Source organism: Streptomyces sp. NPDC053432, assembly GCF_055585365.1.
Map to the genome: position 1 here is coordinate 90,800 of NZ_JBVJKF010000009.1, position 18,558 is coordinate 109,357.

An 18,558-nucleotide genomic window follows, 5' to 3' on the forward strand; every position below is an offset into this window, starting at 1 on the left:
CTGATCCTGCGGCCGCGGCCGCAGCCGCAGCCGCGGGAGACGGTGCAGTCCGTGAGCGCGTGAGCGCGTGAGCGCCTGAACACCGGCGCACCGGTCCGAAGGGTCCGGCTCCTCCAGGGGCCGGACCCTTCGCCGTGTCCCCGGCGCCCCCGTCAGAGGCCGCGCACCGAGGCCACCGTGAAGGTGGTCGGAGTGCCCGTGCTCGGGGTCATCGGGCCGCCCTTGTCGAACTGGGAGCGGACCACCAGGGTGCGGCCCGGGGTGTGCGACAGGGTCGTCGGGATCTGCAGGGACGGGTCGGTGACCGTGCGGATCAGGCGGGCCCTCGTGCCGTCCGCGGTGAGCCGCCAGCGGGTCAGGGTGTTGGTGGTGTTGTGCGCCACCCGCAGGGTGCCGTCGGGGGAGAGGTCGAGGCCGTCGGCGGCCTTCATGTCCCGGCCGCCGAGGTCGACGCGGCGCACGGCCCCGGAGGCGAGGTCCACGCGGTACAGGTCCCCCTCCGGCATGTCCACGGCGAGCAGGTAGCGCCCGGCGCGGTCCGAGACGATCCCGTTGAGGCTGAAGCCGCCCGCCGGGCGGGGGCGCAGGGCCGGGGACAGGTCGTACGCCTCGGTGAGGGGGCCGCTGCCGGCGGCCAGCTGCTGCGGGGTCACGCGGTAGATCACCCCGCGGACGCTGTCGGTGAGGTACGCGGTGCCGTCCGGGGTGACCGTCAGGTCGTTGACGAAGCGGGGGCCGCTGCCCGCCACCTCGAAGTGGGCCAGCCGGGAGCCCGTCGCGGTGTCGTAGACCGAGACCCCGGCCGTGGAGTCGGTCACCCAGAGCCGCCCCCGGGCGTCGACCCGCAGGCCGTTCGCCGTGCGGCGGCCGTCGGTCCCGGAGGGCAGGAACACCTCCGCCTCGGTGCGGCCGGGACGGGCCCGGTAGACCGTGCCGTCCGCGTACGAGCCCACGTAGACGGTGTGCGTACGGGCGTCGGTGGCGATGCCCTCGGGATAGACCTTCGCACCGGGTATCGAGAAGGCGGTGGATATCCGGGCGCCGGCCGGCGAGGGGAGCGCGGAGGCCGGGGCCGCTCCCAGGCAGGCCAGGGACAGGGCGGTGGTCAGGGCGGCGGCGGGCAGGAGTTTCATCACGTATCCCCCGATGTTCTCTACTTGTCAGGTGCAAGCGAATCTATGTTAGAGCTCTAATGCATGCAAGGGCCGTAGGATGCGGGAATGACCTCCATGGCCCCCGACGAGCGCATCGGCGCGCACATCAAGCGCGCCGAGCAGGCGCTCCTCGCGGCGAAGAACGCCGCGGTCAAGCCGGCCGCAGTAACGGTTCCGCAGTACGCCGCACTGCTCTGGCTGGCCGAGAAGCCCGGTGTCTCCGCCGCCGCGCTCGCCCGGCTGTGCGGGGTGACGCCGCCGACCATGAACACCGTCCTGAAGAACCTCCAGGAGCGCGGGCTCATCGAGCGGACCCCGCACGAGCTCCACCGCAACGTCCTGGAGACCCGCCTCACCCAGGAGGGCCGTGCGGTGATGGAGCAGGCCGACTCCGGCGCGGTGCGGGTGGAGCGGGCGCTGGCCGCGGCGTTCAGCGCGGAGGAGCGGGAGCAGCTCGTCGCCCTGCTGGGACGGTGTGCCGAGGTCCTCGACCAACAGCGCTGACGGCCCGCCGGCGGTCGGCGCCGGCGGCCGACCCTGGCGTTCACCCAAGATTCCCGGCTCGTTTTTGCCGGGATTTGGAACTGCACGGGGGATTCGCGCATCAGGAAAAGAAGCCAGCCCTTCTGCCCGTGGGGCAGCCACGACCGTTCGGAGCGAAGTACGTGCACCAGCACCCGCAGCCCCCGGCCCCGCCCCGGCCCTACGAGGCCGAGGAGCCGCAGTACCCGCAGCCGCCGCAGCCGCCGCAGCCCCGGAGGTCCCGGCGCCGAATATGGATCGGCGTGGTCGTCGCCCTCGCCCTCCTCCTGGGCGGCGGTGGCTTCGCCGCCTGGAAGCTCGACTGGTTCTCCGGCAACGGCGACGCGGTGACCTTCGGCAAGCAGCCCGCGGCCGGCGCGGAGAAGAAGACCCCGGGCGCCCCGGCGGCTTCCGTCCCGGCCTCGCCCACGCCCACGCCCACCGGCGACCCCGACGTGCAGATGCCCAGCGGCCCGAAGTCCGACTTCAAGCAGACCACCAAGCTCGACGACGGCACGGTCATCGCCAAGACCCGCCTGGCGGGCGCGAAGTCCGGCTTCGAGGGCGACGTGTGGGTGTGGGCGCCCAAGGAGTACGACGACCCGAAGTACGCCAAGAGCGCCTTCCCGGTGCTCATCGCGCTCCCCGGCGGCAACGGCTTCCCGAACAACTACTGGGCCGACCGCAGCCTCGGCCTCCAGAAGGCCATCACCGAGGGCGTCCAGGCGGGGACCAGCCTGCCCTTCATCGTGATCATGCCGGTGCTCAACCCGGACAGCAAGTACTACTACGACGGCGCCGACATCCCCGGCCAGCCCAAGATGGGCACCTGGATCGCCGAGGACGTCCCGGACTTCACCCGCGCCAACTTCCGTACGTACAAGTCCCGCGACGGCTGGGCCTTCATGGGCTCCTCCTCCGGCGCCTTCGTCGGCATGAAGACGCTCCTGCAGCACCCGGACAAGTTCAAGGCCGTGATCGCGAGCGGCGGTGAGATCGTCCCGGACTCCCCGCTGTGGAAGGGCCACCAGGCGGAGATGGACGCGAACAACCCCGAGGTCCTCGCCAAGAAGCTGATCGACGCCAACGGCCCCGAGGTCTACATCAACTTCCAGATCGGCACGAAGGAGAGCGGGAAGGAGCGGATGACGAAGTTCGTCCAGACCTACGGCAAGGGCCCGGTCAGGACGACCATCCGCGACATCCAGAACGGCGAGCACAACGGCTGGCACTACGTCCGGGGCATGAAGGAAGGCTCCCTGGAGTGGATCAGCAAGGTGCTGAAGGGCCCCAAGCCCGCGGCCGGCTGACCGGGCTCCCGGCCGCGCTCCCGGTCGCGCTCCCGGCCGGGCTTCCGGCCCGTCTCCCGGCCGTGCTCCCGGCCGTGCCGGGAGAGCTCCCGGGAGAGCCCCCGGCCGACCGGTCGAACGCCCGACCACCATCGGGTGGTGCTCGACACGTCCCGCCCGTCCCAGGCAACCCCTCCCGTCGTTCATACCTCTGACAGGGGTGTAAGGGGGACCGAACGGTCCGACCCGCGCTCCGAGGTGAGCGCCGGAGAGGGAACGGGACAAATTCCGTGCAGTATGACCAGCAAGGCGACGGCGGCCCCACGACCAAGGGCGGCCGTCGCCCCAAGCGCCTGCGCCTGCTTCTGATCGGAGGCGGGCTCGCGTTCGTCCTGGCCGCCGGCGGCGGAGCGGCGGCGTACAAGTACGGCCTCTTCTCGGACATAGGGGAACCGGTGTCCTTCGGGAAGGTGCAGAAGACCTCCACCGCGGCCGCGGTGTCCGACGTGCCGCCGGGGGTGCGGATGCCGACCGGGCCGAAGGCCCAGTTCACCCGTACCAGCCGGCTGCCGGACGGCACCCAGATCGGCAAGACCACCCTCACCGGCGCGAAGTCCGGGTTCACGGGTGACGTGTGGGTGTGGGTGCCCAAGGAGTACGACGAGCCGAAGTACGCCAAGAGTGCCTTCCCGGTGCTGATCTCCCTGCCCGGCGGCCGCGGCTACCCGACGAACTACTGGGGCACGGGCCCCGGACTCGGTCTGCAGAAGGCCGTCAGCGACGGGGCGAAGGCCGGCAAGAGCCTGCCCTTCATCCTGATCATGCCGGTGCACAACGCCGACACCAAGCACCACTTCGACGCCTCCGACATCCCCGGCCAGCCCAAGATGGGCACCTGGATGGTCGAAGACGTCCCGGATTTCACGAAGGCCAATTTCCGGACCTTCACCTCCCGCGACGGCTGGGCCTTCATGGGATCCTCGGCGGGCGGGTTCGGCGCCTTCAAGCACGTCCTGAAGTACCCCGACCGCTTCAAGGCGGCCATCGCGAGCGGCGTCGACATCGTCCCCGATTCCCCGCTGTGGAACGGGAACACGCAGGCCATGGACCAGGACAACCCGGAGAAGCTCGCCGAGAAGCTGATCAGGGCGGGCGGCCCGGACGTCTACATCAACTTCCAGATCGGCACCGCGGAGACAGGCCGCGAGAAGGCCGAGAAGTTCATGCAGGACTACGGCAAGGGTCCCGTGCACACCACGCTCCAGGTGATCCAGGATGGTGAGCACAACGGGAAGTCCTACGTCCGCGGCATGAGGGAGGGCGCGCTGGAGTGGATCAGCAAGGTGATGTCCGCACCGACCCCCGACCCCGCCGTGCGATGAGCCATGCGGTCAGGGGGGCCTCCGTGGCCGCCGTGGCGGGGATCGCAGCGGTGTGCGCCGTCGCGTTCCTCACCGCGCCCGGCGACCGGCCTGTGCTCCCCTTCCCCACCGTCGGCGTGCTCATGGCGGGCGGCGAGCACTGGTGCACCGCGAGCGTCGTCGACAGCCCGAAGGGCAACGTCGTCGCGACGGCCGCGCACTGCGTCGCCCCGGCCGGCGAGGCCGGGCAGCCGGGCGAGGTCGCCCACGACGGCCTGGCCATCGGCGAGCTCGCCTTCGCCCCGGCCTTTTCCGGCGAGGGCGCCGGCACCCAGCCCCTGGGGGTGTGGAAGGTCCGCTCGATCCACGTCGACGACCGCTGGACGAAATGGGGCGAGGAGACCGCCGACTTCGCCTTCCTCACCCTCGCCCCGGACGAGGACGGGCGCAGCGTGCAGCAGGCCGTGGGCGGGGCGGCGGAGGCCCCGAAACCCGAATGGACCTCGGGGTACGAACGGGACGTGACCGTCGTCGGCTACCCGGAGTCCGAGCACAACCCGAAGAACCGGCCCGTCTCCTGCACCACGCAGACCCGGCACGACGACAACGACCCCGACATGCTCTACATGAGCTGCGCGGGCTTCTGGACGGGCACCAGCGGCAGCCCCTGGATCGCCGACCGCGGCGGTCCGGGCCGCCCGGGCCGGCTGATCGGCGTACTGAGCGGCGGGGACACGGACGTGGACTCCACGGCGGCGCTGTTCGACGAGCGCGCCAAGGCCCTGTACGAGCGGGCGGCCCGGAGCTGAGCCGGCCGCCCGCCCCCGGCTACTTCCTGCGCTCCGTACTCACGATCACGCCGACCGCCGCCACGACGACCGCGCCGCCCACCAGGATCGGCCAGGTCAGGGCCTCGTCGAGGACCAGCCAGCCGAGAGCGACGGCGACCACCGGATTGACGTAGGCGTACGTGGACACGAGCGACAGCGGCGCCGCCTGGAGCAGCCACACGTACGCCGTGAAGCCGACGAGGGAGCCGAAGGCGACCAGGTAGCCGAGGGCCAGCCAGGAGGCGGTGGAGTACGCCGCCGGGTCCAGACCGTGGTGCTCGCCGCGCAGCAGGCCGACGACCACGCCGCCGGTCCCGCCCGCGAGCATCTGGTAGGCGCTGCCGGTGAACGGGTTGCCCGGCAGGGGCAGCTTCGACGCCGAGAACGAGCCGAGCGACCACAGCACCGAGCCCGCCACCACCAGCAGCACCCCCGACAGCCGCACGGCACCGCCGATGCCCGGGCTCGTCAGGACCGCGAGCCCCACCAGCCCCACCAGGACCCCGCCCAGCGTGCGCGGCGGGGGCCGGTCCCCGGTGCCCGCCCGCAGCACCACCACCCACATCGGCACCGCCGCGACCAGCAGGGCGGCCAGCCCGGAGGGCACGGAGGTCTCGGCGAGCACGACCAGGCCGTTCCCGCCGAGGATGAGCAGCAGGCCGACCAGGACGGCCGAGCCGGTCTGGGCCCGGGTGGCCCTGAGCGCGCCGGGGCCGTACCGCCACGCGACGGCGGCGGTCAGGACCAGGCCGGCGGTGATGAAGCGGGCTCCGGCGGAGAGGAAGGGCGGCATGGTCTCGACGACGACCCGGATACCGAGGTAGGTGGAACCCCACAGCAGGTACACGAGGACGAGGGCGGTCCAGACGGCCGCTGCCGGGGCCGGGGCCCTGTCCGGCCGGGCCTCCTTCGCCGGAGCTGATGTGCGCATGATCAGATCCTATGGTCGTGGGGCCGGCCGCCCCGGCCCGCCTCAGCCCTTGAGCAGGGCGTTCAGCTCGCCGTACGGCAGCGCCTGCGCGAGCCCCCCGTAGGTGCCGCCGGAGAGCAGCTCCTCGGTGGCGCGCCGGACCACGGCGTACGCGGCCTCCGCGACCCAGGAGCCGAGGCTCACGCGGGAGACGCCGAGGGCGCCGAACTCGGCGACGGCGGGGGCGCCGGGGCCGGCGAGGACGTTCAGCGGGGCGTCGATGCCCTTCGCGAGCTCGGCCACGGTGGCCGGGTCGGTGACGCCGGGCACGAAGATGCCGGTGGCTCCGGCGCGGAGGTAGGCGGCGGCGCGGGCGAGGGTCTCGTCGAGCCGGGTCGCCGGGTCGCCGAGGCCGAAGAGGTACGTGTCGATGCGGGCGTTGACGTAGAGCGGGACCCCGGCGGCGTCGGCGGCGGACCGGGCCGCGGCGAGGCGCTCCGCGTGCTCGGCGGGGGCGCGGTGGCCGTCCTCGATGTTGATGCCGACCGCGCCGGCGGCGAGGACCCCGGCGACGGTCTCGGCCACGCCGGCGGCATCGGCGCCGAAGCCGCCCTCGATGTCGGCGGTGACGGGCACGGAGACGGCTGCGGCCACGCGGGCGACCAGGTCGACGGCCCGGTCGCGGGCCAGGGCGTCACCGTCGGGGGAGCCGAGCGACCAGGCGACACCGGCGCTGGTGGTGGCGACGGCGGGCGCGCCGGCGGCCTCTACGACGCGGGCGGAGGCGACGTCCCAGGCGTTGGCGAGGGCGAGGGGGGAGGCGGGGGTGTGCAGGGCCGCGAACGCGGTTGCCTTGGCGGTGAGTTCGGGGTGCGTGGTGGTCATGCCCCCACCCCATCACGCGGGCCGCCGGGAGGCTCGCGGTTTTCCGACAGCTACGTGCGGCGCCGTTGCCGGGGCTCCGCCCGGACCCCGCTCCTCAAACGCCGGAGGGGCTGAATCGCCCCGGCGGCGCCGGATTCTGCGGACGGCAGGAGCGGAAATCCAGCCCCTCCGGCGTTTGAGGAGCGGGTCTGGGCGGAGCCCAGGAGCCGCGCAGCGGCATGTCTTCAGCCCGCCCGCGTTTGAGGCGCGGGGTCCGGGGCGGAGCCCAGGGGCGGCGGTTTCAGGCGGCCGGGCCCGATTTCGCGCCCGCCCCGCACAGGGGGACGATCGCCGTGCGGCCGCGCAGGGGGTCGTCCGGAGCGCCCGGGCCGACGGCAGCCCAGCACGCCGCCGCCGTCGGTTCCACGAACAGCCCGCGCCGCGCCAGATCCCGCTGCGCCTCGCGGAGACCGGCGTCCGGGACGGTCAGGAACGTGCCCCCGGACTTGCGGACCGCCGCCAGGATCTGACGGGCCCGCGGTGGCGCGGGGATCGCGATCCCCTCCGCCGCCGTCGGCCGCTGCGGCACCGGCGCCGCATCCTGCGCACCCGCCGCGAACGCCGCCGCCAGCGGGGCCACCGCCGCCGACTGGACCGCGATCAGCGCCGGCGGCCGGACCCCGCGCGCGGCCAGCTCCTCCACCGCCAGCGCGGCCCCGAGCAGGAGGGTGCCGTTGCCGACGGGGACGACCAGCGCGTCCGGGAGGCGGCCGCCGAGCTCCTCCCAGATCTCGTACACGTACGTCTTCGTGCCGTGCAGGAAGTACGGGTTGAAGACGTGGCTCGCATAGAACGCGCCCGGCCGGTCCGCGGCGCCCCGCGCCGCCGCCGAGGCGGCCTCCCGGCCGCCCGGGACCACCCGTACGGCCGCGCCGTGCGCCCGCATCTGCTCCGTCTTCTTCTCCGAAGTGCCCTCGGGCACGAAAACTTCACAATCCAGTCCGGCCCGCGCGCAGTACGCCGCCACCGAGGTCCCCGCGTTGCCGCTGCTGTCCGCCACGACCCGCTCGGGGGCCAGCCGCCGGGCCAGTTCCACGAGCATCACGGCGCCACGGTCCTTGAACGACAGGGTCGGCATCAGGAAGTCGAGTTTGGCGTGAACCCGTTCCGCCAGCGGCACCAGTGGAGTGTGCCCCTCCGCCAGCGAGACGGAGAACGCCCCCGGCAGTGGCAGCACGGCCCCGTACCGCCACAGCGAGTTCGGCCCGGAGGCCGGTTCCAGCGGGATGGCCGGATCCGGTACGAAGTCGAGGTCCCACGGTCCGTCGCAGGCGGGGCAGCACCAGGGCGCCGTCCGGGCGTCGGCGCGGGTGCCGTCCTCAGGGCAGACGTAACCGGGCAGTGCGTGCGTCATGTGCGGAGCGCCTTTGCTCGTTCATGGCAGTCGTATGGCACGGATGTTACGTCTCCGCAGTCCTCTTGTGAGTGCTGCGGAGGTGGGTCAACCTTTCGGAGGCAACAGCCCGTTGGGCCGAATGCTTTGTCATGAGCACGACTGAAACGGATTTTTTGCGGTGTGCTCCGACCGTGCTCCCGACCATGCTCCGAGCGTGCTCCGAAGGCTGTGCCCCACCCCCCGCAACGCACCACCGACGAGGAGGACCCCCCATGTCCGTGCGTCACACCCGCCGGAAGCTCGCCGGCCTCAGCGTGACCGCCGTCGCGGCCCTCGCGCTGGGCGCCGCCGCCGCGTTACCCGCCTCGGCCGCCGACAGCGGCGCGCTCGGCGTCATCGAGAACGCGGGCGCCCCCGGTTCCGTGGCCGGCAGCTACATCGTGACCCTGAAGGACTCGGCCGCCCGCTCGACCGCCGACAGCGGCAAGGCCGTCGCCAAGCGGTACGGGGCGCGGATCGACCGGACCTACAGCGCCGCCCTCAACGGCTACTCCGTCGAGGTGTCGGAGGGTCAGGCCAGGAAGCTCGCCGCGGACCCGGCGGTCAAGTCGGTCGTGCAGAACCGTGTCTTCACCATCGACGGAGCCCAGGGCACGCAGCCCAGCCCGCCGTCCTGGGGCCTGGACCGCATCGACCAGCGCGCGCTCCCGCTGAACCAGAGCTACACCTACCCCGACAAGGCGGGCGAGGGCGTCACCGCGTACATCATCGACACCGGTGTCCGCATCACCCACCAGGACCTGGGCGGCCGCGCCTCCTACGGCTACGACGCCATCGACAACGACAACACCGCCCAGGACGGCCACGGCCACGGCACGCACGTCGCCGGCACCGTCGCGGGCACCACGTACGGCGTGGCGAAGAAGGCCAAGATCGTCGGCGTCCGGGTCCTGGACAACAACGGCTCCGGCACGACCGCCCAGGTCGTCGCCGGCATCGACTGGGTGACGCGGAACGCCGTCAAGCCGGCCGTGGCGAACATGTCCCTCGGCGGCGGCGCCGACTCCGCGCTCGACACCGCCGTGCGCAACTCCATCGCCTCCGGGATCACCTACGGCGTCGCGGCGGGCAACGAGTCCACCGACGCCTCCACCAAGTCCCCGGCGCGCGTCGCCGAGGCCATCACGGTCGGCGCCACGACCAACACCGACGCGAAGGCCAGCTACTCCAACTACGGCAGCATCCTGGACATCTTCGCGCCGGGCTCCTCCATCACCTCCTCGTGGGGCACCGGGGACACCGCCACCAACACCATCTCCGGGACCTCGATGGCCACGCCGCACGTCGTGGGCGCGGCCGCGCTGTACCTCTCGCAGAACCCGGCGAGCACCCCGGCCCAGGTTCGCGACGGCCTGGTGAACGCGGCCACCCCGAACGTGGTGACCGGTCCCGGAACGGGCTCCCCCAACCGGCTGCTCTACGTCGGCGCGGGCGGCACCGTCCCGCCCGGCCCGCGGTTCGAGAACACCGCCGACTACGCGATCAACGACAACTCGACGGTCGAGTCGCCGATCACCGTCAGCGGGGTCTCCGGCAACGCCCCGGCGACGCTCAGCGTCCCGGTCGACATCAAGCACACCTACATCGGTGACCTCAAGGTCGACCTGGTCGCCCCCGACGGCACCGTCTACACCCTGCACAACCGGGCCGGCGGCAGCGCGGACAACATCATCCAGACCTTCACCGTGAACGCCTCCTCGGAGGTCGCCAACGGCGTCTGGAAGCTCCGGGTGAACGACAACGCGAACATCGACACCGGGAAGATCGACTCCTGGGCGCTCCAGTTCTGAGGAACCCGGGATGACCGCGTGAGCACGCGGTGAACAGGGCGGGGGCGACCGCATCGGCGGTCGCCCCCGCTGCGTACTATTCGCGCGTCCGTTCGCGCCGCCGTGATGGAGTCCGCCCCTGTGAGCACCCCGCCGATACCGCCCCCCGGACCGGGCAACCCCTGGGCCCCGCCCTCACCGCAGCCGGGATGGGGCCCGCCGCCCGGGTACGGGCAGCAGCCGCCGGGGCTCAACGGATTCGCGCTCGCCTCACTCCTCGTCGGCCTGCTGTGCCTGCCGCCGCTCGGCATCGTCTTCGGCGTGGTGGCCCTCGTGCAGATCGCGAGGAAGGGAGAGCGGGGCAAGGCCCTGGCGATCACGGGCCTGGTGGTGTCGGTGCTCATGACGGGTGTCGTGGTCCTCTCGGCGGGGCGGGTCGTGACGGCGGTCCGCGGCGGGCTGGCCTCGGTGAACGAGCTCACCGAGGTCGAGGGCGAGCTCACCGACATCGACGACCTGCGGGCGGGGGACTGCTTCAACGTCCCGCTCGGGGACCTGATGGACGAGCACCCGCTGATGTACCGGACCGACTGCGGGCTGGTGCACCACGGGGAGGTCACCGAGTCGAAGCTGACGGACCCGAAGGCGCCCCTGGAATCGGCCGAGGCGGAGCTGGCCTTCGAGGACGAGTGCTGGAAGGCGCAGGACGCGTACGCGATGGACACCTGGGCCCTGCCCGCCTATGCCGAGATGTTCTACTTCGCGCCGTCGCGCGAGTCCTGGGACCAGGGCGACCGGCGGCTGCTGTGCGTGATCGGGACGACGGAGGACGACCACAGGGGCAGCCTGCGCCAGGACGCGGCCATGCTGAAGCCCGAGCAGGCGGCCTTCCTCCGGGCGGCGAACACCGTCGAGTTCGTCATGAGCCGGCCGCCCGACGAGGAGGTCGAGGAAGCGCTCGCCGAGCACCGGGCGTGGGCGCGCGAGGTGTACTCGGCGCTGGGCGAGGAGGCCGAGACGGTGGGCGGACACGCGGCCCTGCCGGGGATGGACAAGGCCGCCCGGGCGCAGCTGAAGGAGATCGAGGCGGCCCGCGTCGCGTGGCAGCGCGCCTCGCAGGCGAAGACGGCGTCGGACTTCGACAAGCAGTGGGACCTGGCGGTGGGGGCGCTGCTGCCCGAGACCGAGCAGGCGCTGCGCGGAGCGTACGGGCTGTCGACGCGGATCCCGCCGTGGCTGGAGGAGTACCCGGACGACTCGGAGTCCGGCTCGGGCCCCGGGCGGGCGCCGTCGCGCGAGTCGGTGTAGCGGCCCGGAGTGGCCGCCCCGGACTGCCGCCCCGGAGTGGCCGTTCAGGCCTTCTTCGGTAACGCGTCGTAACGGGTTTGGGTGACCAGGCTTCATCACTTCGGGTGAAACTCTGGCCCTTGCTTGCGGTCTTCAACCGTCGGTTGCCAGGGTGTGGCTGTCTGTCAACCTGATGGGAGTGGCCAGTGACTTTCGGTGAGCAGCCGGCCTATCTGCGCGTGGCCGGGGATCTGCGACAGAAGATCGTCGACGGTTCTCTGCCCCCGCACGCCCGGCTCCCCTCGCAGGCCCGCATCCGCGAGGAGTACGGGGTCTCCGACACCGTGGCGCTGGAGGCGCGCAAGGTCCTCATGGCGGAGGGCCTGGTCGAGGGCCGGTCCGGTTCCGGTACGTACGTGCGCGAACAGCCGGTCCCGCGGCGGGTCGCCCGCTCCGGCTACCGTACGGGCGGCGCGTCGACGCCGTTCCGCCAGGAGCAGGCGGACGCGGGCGCGCGCGGCACGTGGGAGTCGAACAGCGAGCAGACGGGCGCGCCGACGGAGATCGCGAAGCGGCTGGGCATCGAGCCGGGCGAGCGGGTGATGCGGACGCGGTACGTCTTCCGCGACGCGGGGGAGGCGATGATGCTGTCCACCTCCTGGGAGCCGCTCGCCGTGACCGGCCGGACCCCCGTGATGCTCCCCGAGGAGGGCCCGCTGGGCGGCTCGGGGGTGGTGGACCGGATGGCGGCGATCGACGTGGTCGTGGACAACGTGGTCGAGGAGGTCGGAGCGCGGCCGGGCCTGGCGGAGGAGATCCAGCTGCTGGGGGGAGTCCCGGGCCACGTGGTGCTGGTGATCGGCCGCACGTACTACGCCTCGGGCCGGGCCGTGGAGACGGCGGACGTGGTGGTCCCGGCGGACCGGTACCGCCTGTCGTACCACCTGCCCGTACGGTAGCCCGCCGTGGTCCGGTGCGGCGCCGCACCGGACAGCGGACACGGGGTTCGGGGGGTGTAACCCCGCGGTGATCCGGGGGACGGGTGTGTAACCCCCGGGCAACGCCCGCGGGTGACGGGGCGTCATGAAACGGCCCTACCTTGCGGCGGTATGACGGACACCGCCACCAGCACCCCCGCCCCCGCGAAAGCGACCCGCCGCTACGCCAAGCTCGCCGCCGACGAGAGCCGGGAGGACTACTCCCTCAGATACGCGCCCCACTCCTTCCGCCGCTGGGGCCCCGGCACCGTCGCCGGCACCGCCCTCGGCGGGATCGCCTACCTCGCCGACTTCGCCATCGGCGCGTCCATCGTCTTCGCCTACGGCTTCACCAGCGGCGCCGCCGCGATCCTGGCCGCCGCCGTGGTCATCTTCCTGACCGGCATCCCGATCGCCCGCGCGTGCGCCACGTACGGCCTGGACATGGACCTCGTCACCCGCGGCGCCGGCTTCGGGTACTTCGGGTCCACCCTGACCTCGCTCATCTACGCCTCGTTCACCTTCATCTTCTTCGCCCTCGAAGGCTCGATCATGGCCCAGGCCATGCACCAGGCGGTCGGCCTCCCGCTGGAGGTCGGCTACCTCCTCACCACCCTCGTGGTGATCCCGATCGTGTTCAAGGGCATGGGCGCGCTCGCCAAGGTCCAGGCCTGGACCCAGCCCGTCTGGCTGATCGGGCTCGTGCTGCCCTTCGTGGTGCTGGCCTTCCACGCGCCCGACGCGTGGGGCGCCTTCGCCGACTTCGGCGGGACGCAGGGCGCCGGGTCCGGCTTCTCGTGGGTCGGCTTCGGGTTCGGGACCGGCATCGCCCTCTCCCTCATCGCGCAGATCGGGGAGCAGGCCGACTACCTGCGGTTCATGCCCGCCAAGACCCCCGCCAACAGCCGCCGCTGGAACCTCGCCGTGCTCGCCGCCGGACCCGGCTGGGTGATCATCGGCGCCGTCAAGCAGCTCGGCGGCGCCTTCCTCGCCTTCGTCGCCCTCGAAGCGGTCGGCCGGACGCACGCCCTGGAACCGATCGCCCCGCAGATCGAGGCCCTGCGCCCCTGGCTCGGCGGCCTCGCGCTGCCCGCCGCCGCGCTCTTCGTGATCGTCTCCCAGATCAAGATCAACGTCACGAACGCCTACAGCGGCTCGCTGTCCTGGTCGAACTTCTTCTCCCGCGTCACCCACCGCCACCCGGGCCGCGTCTGGTACATCTTCCTCAACCTCGGCATCGCGCTGACGCTGATGGAACTGAACATGTTCGCCATGCTCGGCAAGCTGCTGGGCTTCTACTCCAACGTGGGCATCGCCTGGATCGCCGCGGTCGCCGCCGACCTGGTCATCAACAAGCGGCTCGGCCTCAGCCCGCCGTACATCGAGTTCAAGCGCGCCTACCTGTACGCCGTCAACCCGGCGGGTTTCGGCGCGATGGTGATCGCCTCCACCGTCTCGATCCTCGCGTTCTTCGGACTGTTCGGCACCTACGCCGAGGCCTTCTCCACCTTCATCGCGGCCGGTCTGGCCCTCCTGCTGTGCCCGTTGATCGCCTGGCTGACCAGGGGGAAGTACTACCTGGCCCGGCCGAACACCGTCAACGGACCGGACGCCGGGGCCGAGGACATCACCGTCACCCACGTGTGCGCCGTCTGCGAGACGGCGTACGAACTCCCCGACATCGCGGACTGCCCCGTCCAGGCGGGCCCGATCTGCTCCCTGTGCTGCTCCCTCGACGCGACCTGCGGGGACGTCTGCCGCAAGGGTCCGGCGGGCGGCGCGGTGGTCCTGCCGATGCCGTCCGTGCGCCCCGCACGCCCCGTCTGAACCGGCGCGCACGGCCCACTCGTACACATGGCCGGATGCGTACGCCCGCCAGGTACCTCTTCGTGAAAAACCGTATCCGCTCAGTAAAGGTCGGGCGTAAGCTCGGGCATATGCGCAATGCGGTTTCCCGGGCAGGTACGTCGGCGGAGGGTGAAACGCGATGAACGACAGCGGTGCCCTGCTCCCGTGGCTGGTCATACGTCAGGACGACAACGGCAACCGCTACCGAGTGGGCCGGTACCCCACCCGGGCCGAGGCCCAGAAGGTCGCCGACAGTCTCGACGACCGAGGACACAAGCAGCTGTACTGGGTCGAGCGGATCGGCCAGACCGCCACGACGAACTGAGCACGGGCGCCGGGACCTCCGGCGCCGGCATAGGCTCCGCCCATGACTGTACGAGTGGTCGTGGGCGGAGCCCTTTGTCATGAGGGGCGCCTGCTGGCCGCCCGCCGCAGCGCGCCGCCGGAGCTCGCCGGGCGCTGGGAGCTGCCCGGCGGCAAGGCCGAACCGGGTGAGTCCGTCCCCGAGGCGCTGGTGCGCGAACTGCGCGAGGAGCTCGGCGTCGAGACCGAGCCGCTGGAGCGGATCCCGGGGGAGTGGCCCCTGAAGCCCGGCCTCGTCCTGCACGTGTGGACGGCCCGGCTGCTGTCGGGGGTGCCCGCGCCGCTGGAGGACCACGACGAACTGCGCTGGCTCGGGCCGGAGGAGCTGGAGTCGGTGGACTGGCTCGACCAGGACCGTCCCGCGGTCGCCGAGGCCGGCCGACGGCTGCTCGGCGTGGCCGGGGACGGCGCCGCCGGCGCGGCCGGGGAAGGTGGCGCGGCCGGGTACGCGCCCGGCGGGGGCGCGTGACGCTCGCGCACTGGGCCGTCCGCGCCACAGTGCGCCGGTGGGCGGAGGGTCGGGTGGTACGACGCCTCGAATATCGGGTATGTCGCTATTAGTCCCTATCTCGTCCCTCTTTCGTCACAGACGAACCGGACTGGGGTCGCTGATGGCCCGGGAAGTGATCGGCGTGATCGACACAGACGGTGAGCGTGCCGAATGGGCCTTCCCCGCCGAGCCCGGTGCCGTCCGCACCGCCCGTCACGCCGTGCGCGGCACCCTCAGGGACTGGGGCCTCGAAGCCGTCGGTGACGTGACCGTCCTGCTGGTCAGCGAGCTCGTCACCAACTCCCTGCGCTACGCCTCCGGCCCCATCGGCGTCCGGCTGGTACGACAGGATCAAGCCGCCACCGACCCGGCGGGCGGGCCCGCGCTGCTCGTGGAGGTTTCCGATCCGCTTCCGGATCCGCCCCGGGAACGGGTCGCGCAACCCGACGACGAAGGGGGCCGTGGCCTGCACCTCGTCGCCGTCTCCTCACAGCGCTGGGGAACCCGTCACGGGAAATCGGGCAAGACCGTGTGGTTCGAGTTGGCTCTTCCTGGTGAGTAACAAGGTGAGATCACGGGACGTGGCTCGAAACTAACGGGACCTTTTTGTGATCGTGAACGCCGTGCCGAGCAGGGCCGTGGTGCTGAATACTGCGGTCATGGCCGGTCCGGTTGCGGTGAGCTGGAGGGGACGGTCGCGTGAGCGAGATACCTGCGCAGGCACATCAGACCAAGATGCCTCGCGAGACATGGCACGACGCCCTGTGGCACAGCAGTCCACCTGGCTCGATATATGACTACATAAAGGTCGCATCGTTCTCGATCGGGCCGGACGGGCTCATCGAACAGTGGAGCCTGCGCGCCGAGGAACTCTTCGGGCTGCCCGCCTCCCAGGCCGTCGGCCGGGATCCCGTCGACGCCTTCATGCCGCCCGAGCTCCGCGCCGACGCCCACCGCAGGGTGTCCGAAATCCTCGACGGCAAAGAGTGGACCGGCCTGATCCCGTTCCGGATCCCGGGCGGGGGCGGTGCGCACGGGGTCGCGGAGATCTACGTGATGCCGACCCAGACCGAGAACGACGAGCGGGCCGCGCTGTGCGTCGTCGTCGACGTCCGGGCGCTGCGGCGCATCGAATCCGATCTCGCGGCTTCGCAGGCGATTTTCGGCCAATCTCCCTTCGGCTTCCTCCTCTTCGGCACCGACCTCACCGTCCAGCGGGCCAACCGCCGCTTCGCCACCGTCTTCGGCGGCGCGGCCGAGGAGCACCGGGGCCGGACCGTCCACGACTACCTGGCCCGGGACGAGGCCGACCGGATGGCCGAGGCGCTGCGCCGCGTCCTGGAGACCGGGGACTCCGTCACCGACCTGCGGATCACCGGGGCCGCCCCCGGCAGCCGGGAGAACCGCCACTGGTCCATCAACCTCTACCGCGTGCACGGCGGCAGCGGCCGGCCCATCGGAGTCGCCGGCATCGGCACCGACGTCACCCGGCGCCACCTCGCGGCCCGCGAGGCCGCCGGAGTACGGCGCAACCTCGCCCTGCTCAACGAGGCCGGACACCGCATCGGCAACTCCCTCGATCTGGAGACCACCGCCCGCGAACTCCTCGACGTCACCGTCCCCGGCTTCTGCGACCTGGCCGCGGTCGACCTCTACCAGGCGCTGCTGCTCGGCGACGACGACCGCCCCGCCCGGCCCCAGGGCCCCGGCGTGCCCAGCCTGCCCGGGCAGGGTCCGGGCCGCGCCCCGTCCGCGGCCCTGCGCCGGGTCGCCTTCTCGTCGGCGGTCTCGGACGCGCCGCTGTCCGGGCCGGGGGCGCTGGTCTCCGTGGGGGAGATCCACCGCTACCCGGCCGCCTCGCCGGGCGCGCTCGCCCTGCGCACCGCCCGGCCCCGGCTCATCGAGGGCGGCGGCCCGGACGACCTGGTGCAGTCCACGCTGGTCGTGCCGCTGGTCGCGCACGACACGGTGGTCGGGCTCGCGCAGTTCTCCCGTACGAAGGGCAGCGAACCCTTCGGTGAACGGGACCGGGCGGTCGCGGTGGAACTCGCCGCACGGGCCGCCGTGTGCATAGACAACGCGCGGCTCTACCGGCGCGAGCACGAGCGGGCGCTGATACTCCAGCGCAGCCTGCTGCCCCCCGGCGACCCGGAGGCGGCCGGCCTGGACATCGCCTGCCGCTACCTGCCGGGCAACGCGGCCACCGAGGTCGGCGGGGACTGGTTCGACGTCATCGAGCTGCCCGGGCACCGCACCGCGCTCGTCGTCGGCGACGTCATGGGCCGCGGCCTGCGGGCCGCCGTCGCGATGGGCGAACTGCGGACCGCCGTACGGACCCTCGCGCTGCTGGACCTGGAACCGGCGGAGGTGCTGGCCGCGCTCGACGAGATCGCCCGCGGCCTCGGCGCCCCCGGCGGCTCCCAGCAGGCCTCCCGCGCCGCCCTGCACTCGCGGGACGCCGACCGCTCGGAGGTGTACCTCGCCACCTGCGTGTACGCCGTGTACGACCCGGTGACCCGGCGCTGCACGATCGCCAACGCGGGCCATATGCCGCCGGTGCTGGTCGAGCCCCCGGACGAAGCCGGGAAGCCGAGGCCGGCGCTGCTGCTGGAGGTGCCGCCGGGCATGCCGCTGGGGGTGGGCGGCGAGCCGTTCGAGGAGGTCGAGGTGGAACTCCCCGAGGGCGCCCTCCTCGCCCTCTACACCGACGGCTTGGTCGAATCCCGCGACCATCCCCTGGAGGAGGGCCTGCGGGGCCTGCGCGAGGCCCTCGCCGACCCGGTCCGCCCGCTGGAGGACGTCTGCGACCACGTCCTGAACACCCTCGACACCCGGCACGGTGAGGACGACATCGCCCTCCTCATGGCCCGGGTCCAGGGCCTGCCGGTGGACGCCGTCGGCGACTGGCAGCTGCCGAGGGAGGCCCGCTCGGTGGGACGCGCCAGGGAACTGGCCCGGGCGAAACTGCCGGCGTGGGGCCTGGAGGGCCTGCTGGACACCACCGAACTCCTGGTCAGCGAACTCGTCACCAACGCCCTGCGGTACGGAGAGGGCGAGATCAGACTCCGCCTGCTCCTCGACCGCACCCTGGTGTGCGAGGTCTGGGACGCGAACCTGGTCCAGCCGAGACGGCGCCGGGCCCGCGACACCGACGAGGGCGGCCGGGGCCTCCAACTGGTCGGCCTGCTGTCGGCGGGCTGGGGCACGCGGCGGACCCACCGGGGGAAGACGGTCTGGTTCGAGCTCCCCCTGCCGGGGGCGACGGCGGAGACCGTGGCCGAACTCTCGGCGGAGCAACTGCTGAACATGTACGGCTGAGCACCGCTGCCGGGGTGCTGCCCCGGACCCGCGCCTCAAACGCCGGCGAGGCCGGACATCCGCCGCTGCGGGCACTTTCAGCCCGTCCGGCGTTTGAGGACCGGGGTCCGGGGCGGAGCC

At 72.4% G+C, this 18,558-nt stretch carries 16 protein-coding genes; 12 read left to right on the forward strand and 4 right to left on the reverse strand.

Annotated elements, in window-relative coordinates:
- Window positions 1-152: 152 nt before the first annotated feature.
- Window positions 153-1,133 (reverse strand): SMP-30/gluconolactonase/LRE family protein, encoded by a 981-nt coding sequence (locus tag ACZ6Y1_RS17125; RefSeq protein WP_469629448.1) that lies wholly within the window; start codon window positions 1,131-1,133, stop codon window positions 153-155.
- 87 nt (window positions 1,134-1,220) lie between these two features.
- Between ACZ6Y1_RS17125 and ACZ6Y1_RS17130 the strand changes: the two genes are divergently transcribed.
- From ACZ6Y1_RS17130 to ACZ6Y1_RS17145, 4 genes are all read left to right on the forward strand, one after another.
- Window positions 1,221-1,658, forward strand: a complete 438-nt coding sequence (locus ACZ6Y1_RS17130) for a MarR family winged helix-turn-helix transcriptional regulator (RefSeq protein WP_469629452.1) — start codon at window positions 1,221-1,223, stop codon at window positions 1,656-1,658.
- Between the two features lie 161 nt (window positions 1,659-1,819).
- Window positions 1,820-2,986: an alpha/beta hydrolase gene (locus ACZ6Y1_RS17135; RefSeq protein WP_469629455.1), complete on the forward strand. Its 1,167-nt coding sequence runs from the start codon at window positions 1,820-1,822 to the stop codon at window positions 2,984-2,986.
- A gap of 269 nt (window positions 2,987-3,255) precedes the next feature.
- The gene (locus tag ACZ6Y1_RS17140; protein ID WP_469629457.1) at window positions 3,256-4,347 is read left to right on the forward strand and encodes an alpha/beta hydrolase; all 1,092 of its coding nucleotides are present in this window, start codon (window positions 3,256-3,258) and stop codon (window positions 4,345-4,347) included.
- A gap of 23 nt (window positions 4,348-4,370) precedes the next feature.
- Entirely contained in the window at window positions 4,371-5,135 is a 765-nt protein-coding gene (locus ACZ6Y1_RS17145; protein ID WP_469629460.1) for a trypsin-like serine peptidase, read from the forward strand.
- A gap of 19 nt (window positions 5,136-5,154) precedes the next feature.
- Here ACZ6Y1_RS17145 and ACZ6Y1_RS17150 read toward each other — a convergent pair whose 3' ends face one another.
- The 3 genes from ACZ6Y1_RS17150 to ACZ6Y1_RS17160 all read right to left on the reverse strand — a co-directional run bounded on the left by ACZ6Y1_RS17150 (window position 5,155) and on the right by ACZ6Y1_RS17160 (window position 8,344).
- Window positions 5,155-6,087: an EamA family transporter gene (locus ACZ6Y1_RS17150; RefSeq protein ID WP_469629463.1), complete on the reverse strand. Its 933-nt coding sequence runs from the start codon at window positions 6,085-6,087 to the stop codon at window positions 5,155-5,157.
- Between the two features lie 42 nt (window positions 6,088-6,129).
- The gene (locus ACZ6Y1_RS17155; protein WP_469629466.1) at window positions 6,130-6,951 is read right to left on the reverse strand and encodes an isocitrate lyase/PEP mutase family protein; all 822 of its coding nucleotides are present in this window, start codon (window positions 6,949-6,951) and stop codon (window positions 6,130-6,132) included.
- 280 nt (window positions 6,952-7,231) lie between these two features.
- Window positions 7,232-8,344, reverse strand: coding sequence for a pyridoxal-phosphate dependent enzyme (locus ACZ6Y1_RS17160; protein ID WP_469629470.1), 1,113 nt, complete (start codon window positions 8,342-8,344; stop codon window positions 7,232-7,234).
- Between the two features lie 254 nt (window positions 8,345-8,598).
- Here ACZ6Y1_RS17160 and ACZ6Y1_RS17165 point away from each other — a divergent pair, with 254 nt between their 5' ends.
- The 8 genes from ACZ6Y1_RS17165 (at window position 8,599) to ACZ6Y1_RS17200 (ending at window position 18,438) form a co-directional block, all read left to right on the forward strand.
- Window positions 8,599-10,176, forward strand: a complete 1,578-nt coding sequence (locus ACZ6Y1_RS17165; RefSeq protein WP_469629473.1) for a S8 family peptidase — start codon at window positions 8,599-8,601, stop codon at window positions 10,174-10,176.
- Window positions 10,177-10,296: 120 nt separating this feature from the next.
- Complete coding sequence (locus tag ACZ6Y1_RS17170; RefSeq protein ID WP_469629477.1) at window positions 10,297-11,463, forward strand: DUF4190 domain-containing protein; 1,167 nt, start codon at window positions 10,297-10,299, stop codon at window positions 11,461-11,463.
- Window positions 11,464-11,648: 185 nt separating this feature from the next.
- On the forward strand, window positions 11,649-12,401 hold the full coding sequence (locus ACZ6Y1_RS17175; RefSeq protein WP_469629480.1) for a GntR family transcriptional regulator: 753 nt from the start codon (window positions 11,649-11,651) through the stop codon (window positions 12,399-12,401).
- Window positions 12,402-12,551: 150 nt separating this feature from the next.
- Complete coding sequence (locus ACZ6Y1_RS17180; protein WP_469629482.1) at window positions 12,552-14,246, forward strand: purine-cytosine permease family protein; 1,695 nt, start codon at window positions 12,552-12,554, stop codon at window positions 14,244-14,246.
- Between the two features lie 160 nt (window positions 14,247-14,406).
- Entirely contained in the window at window positions 14,407-14,592 is a 186-nt protein-coding gene (locus ACZ6Y1_RS17185; protein ID WP_360900784.1) for an SPOR domain-containing protein, read from the forward strand.
- 42 nt (window positions 14,593-14,634) lie between these two features.
- Complete coding sequence (locus tag ACZ6Y1_RS17190) at window positions 14,635-15,099, forward strand: (deoxy)nucleoside triphosphate pyrophosphohydrolase (protein WP_469629487.1); 465 nt, start codon at window positions 14,635-14,637, stop codon at window positions 15,097-15,099.
- Window positions 15,100-15,253: 154 nt separating this feature from the next.
- The gene (locus ACZ6Y1_RS17195; protein ID WP_469629975.1) at window positions 15,254-15,682 is read left to right on the forward strand and encodes an ATP-binding protein; all 429 of its coding nucleotides are present in this window, start codon (window positions 15,254-15,256) and stop codon (window positions 15,680-15,682) included.
- Between the two features lie 173 nt (window positions 15,683-15,855).
- Complete coding sequence (locus ACZ6Y1_RS17200) at window positions 15,856-18,438, forward strand: SpoIIE family protein phosphatase (RefSeq protein ID WP_469629978.1); 2,583 nt, start codon at window positions 15,856-15,858, stop codon at window positions 18,436-18,438.
- Window positions 18,439-18,558: the final 120 nt, after the last annotated feature.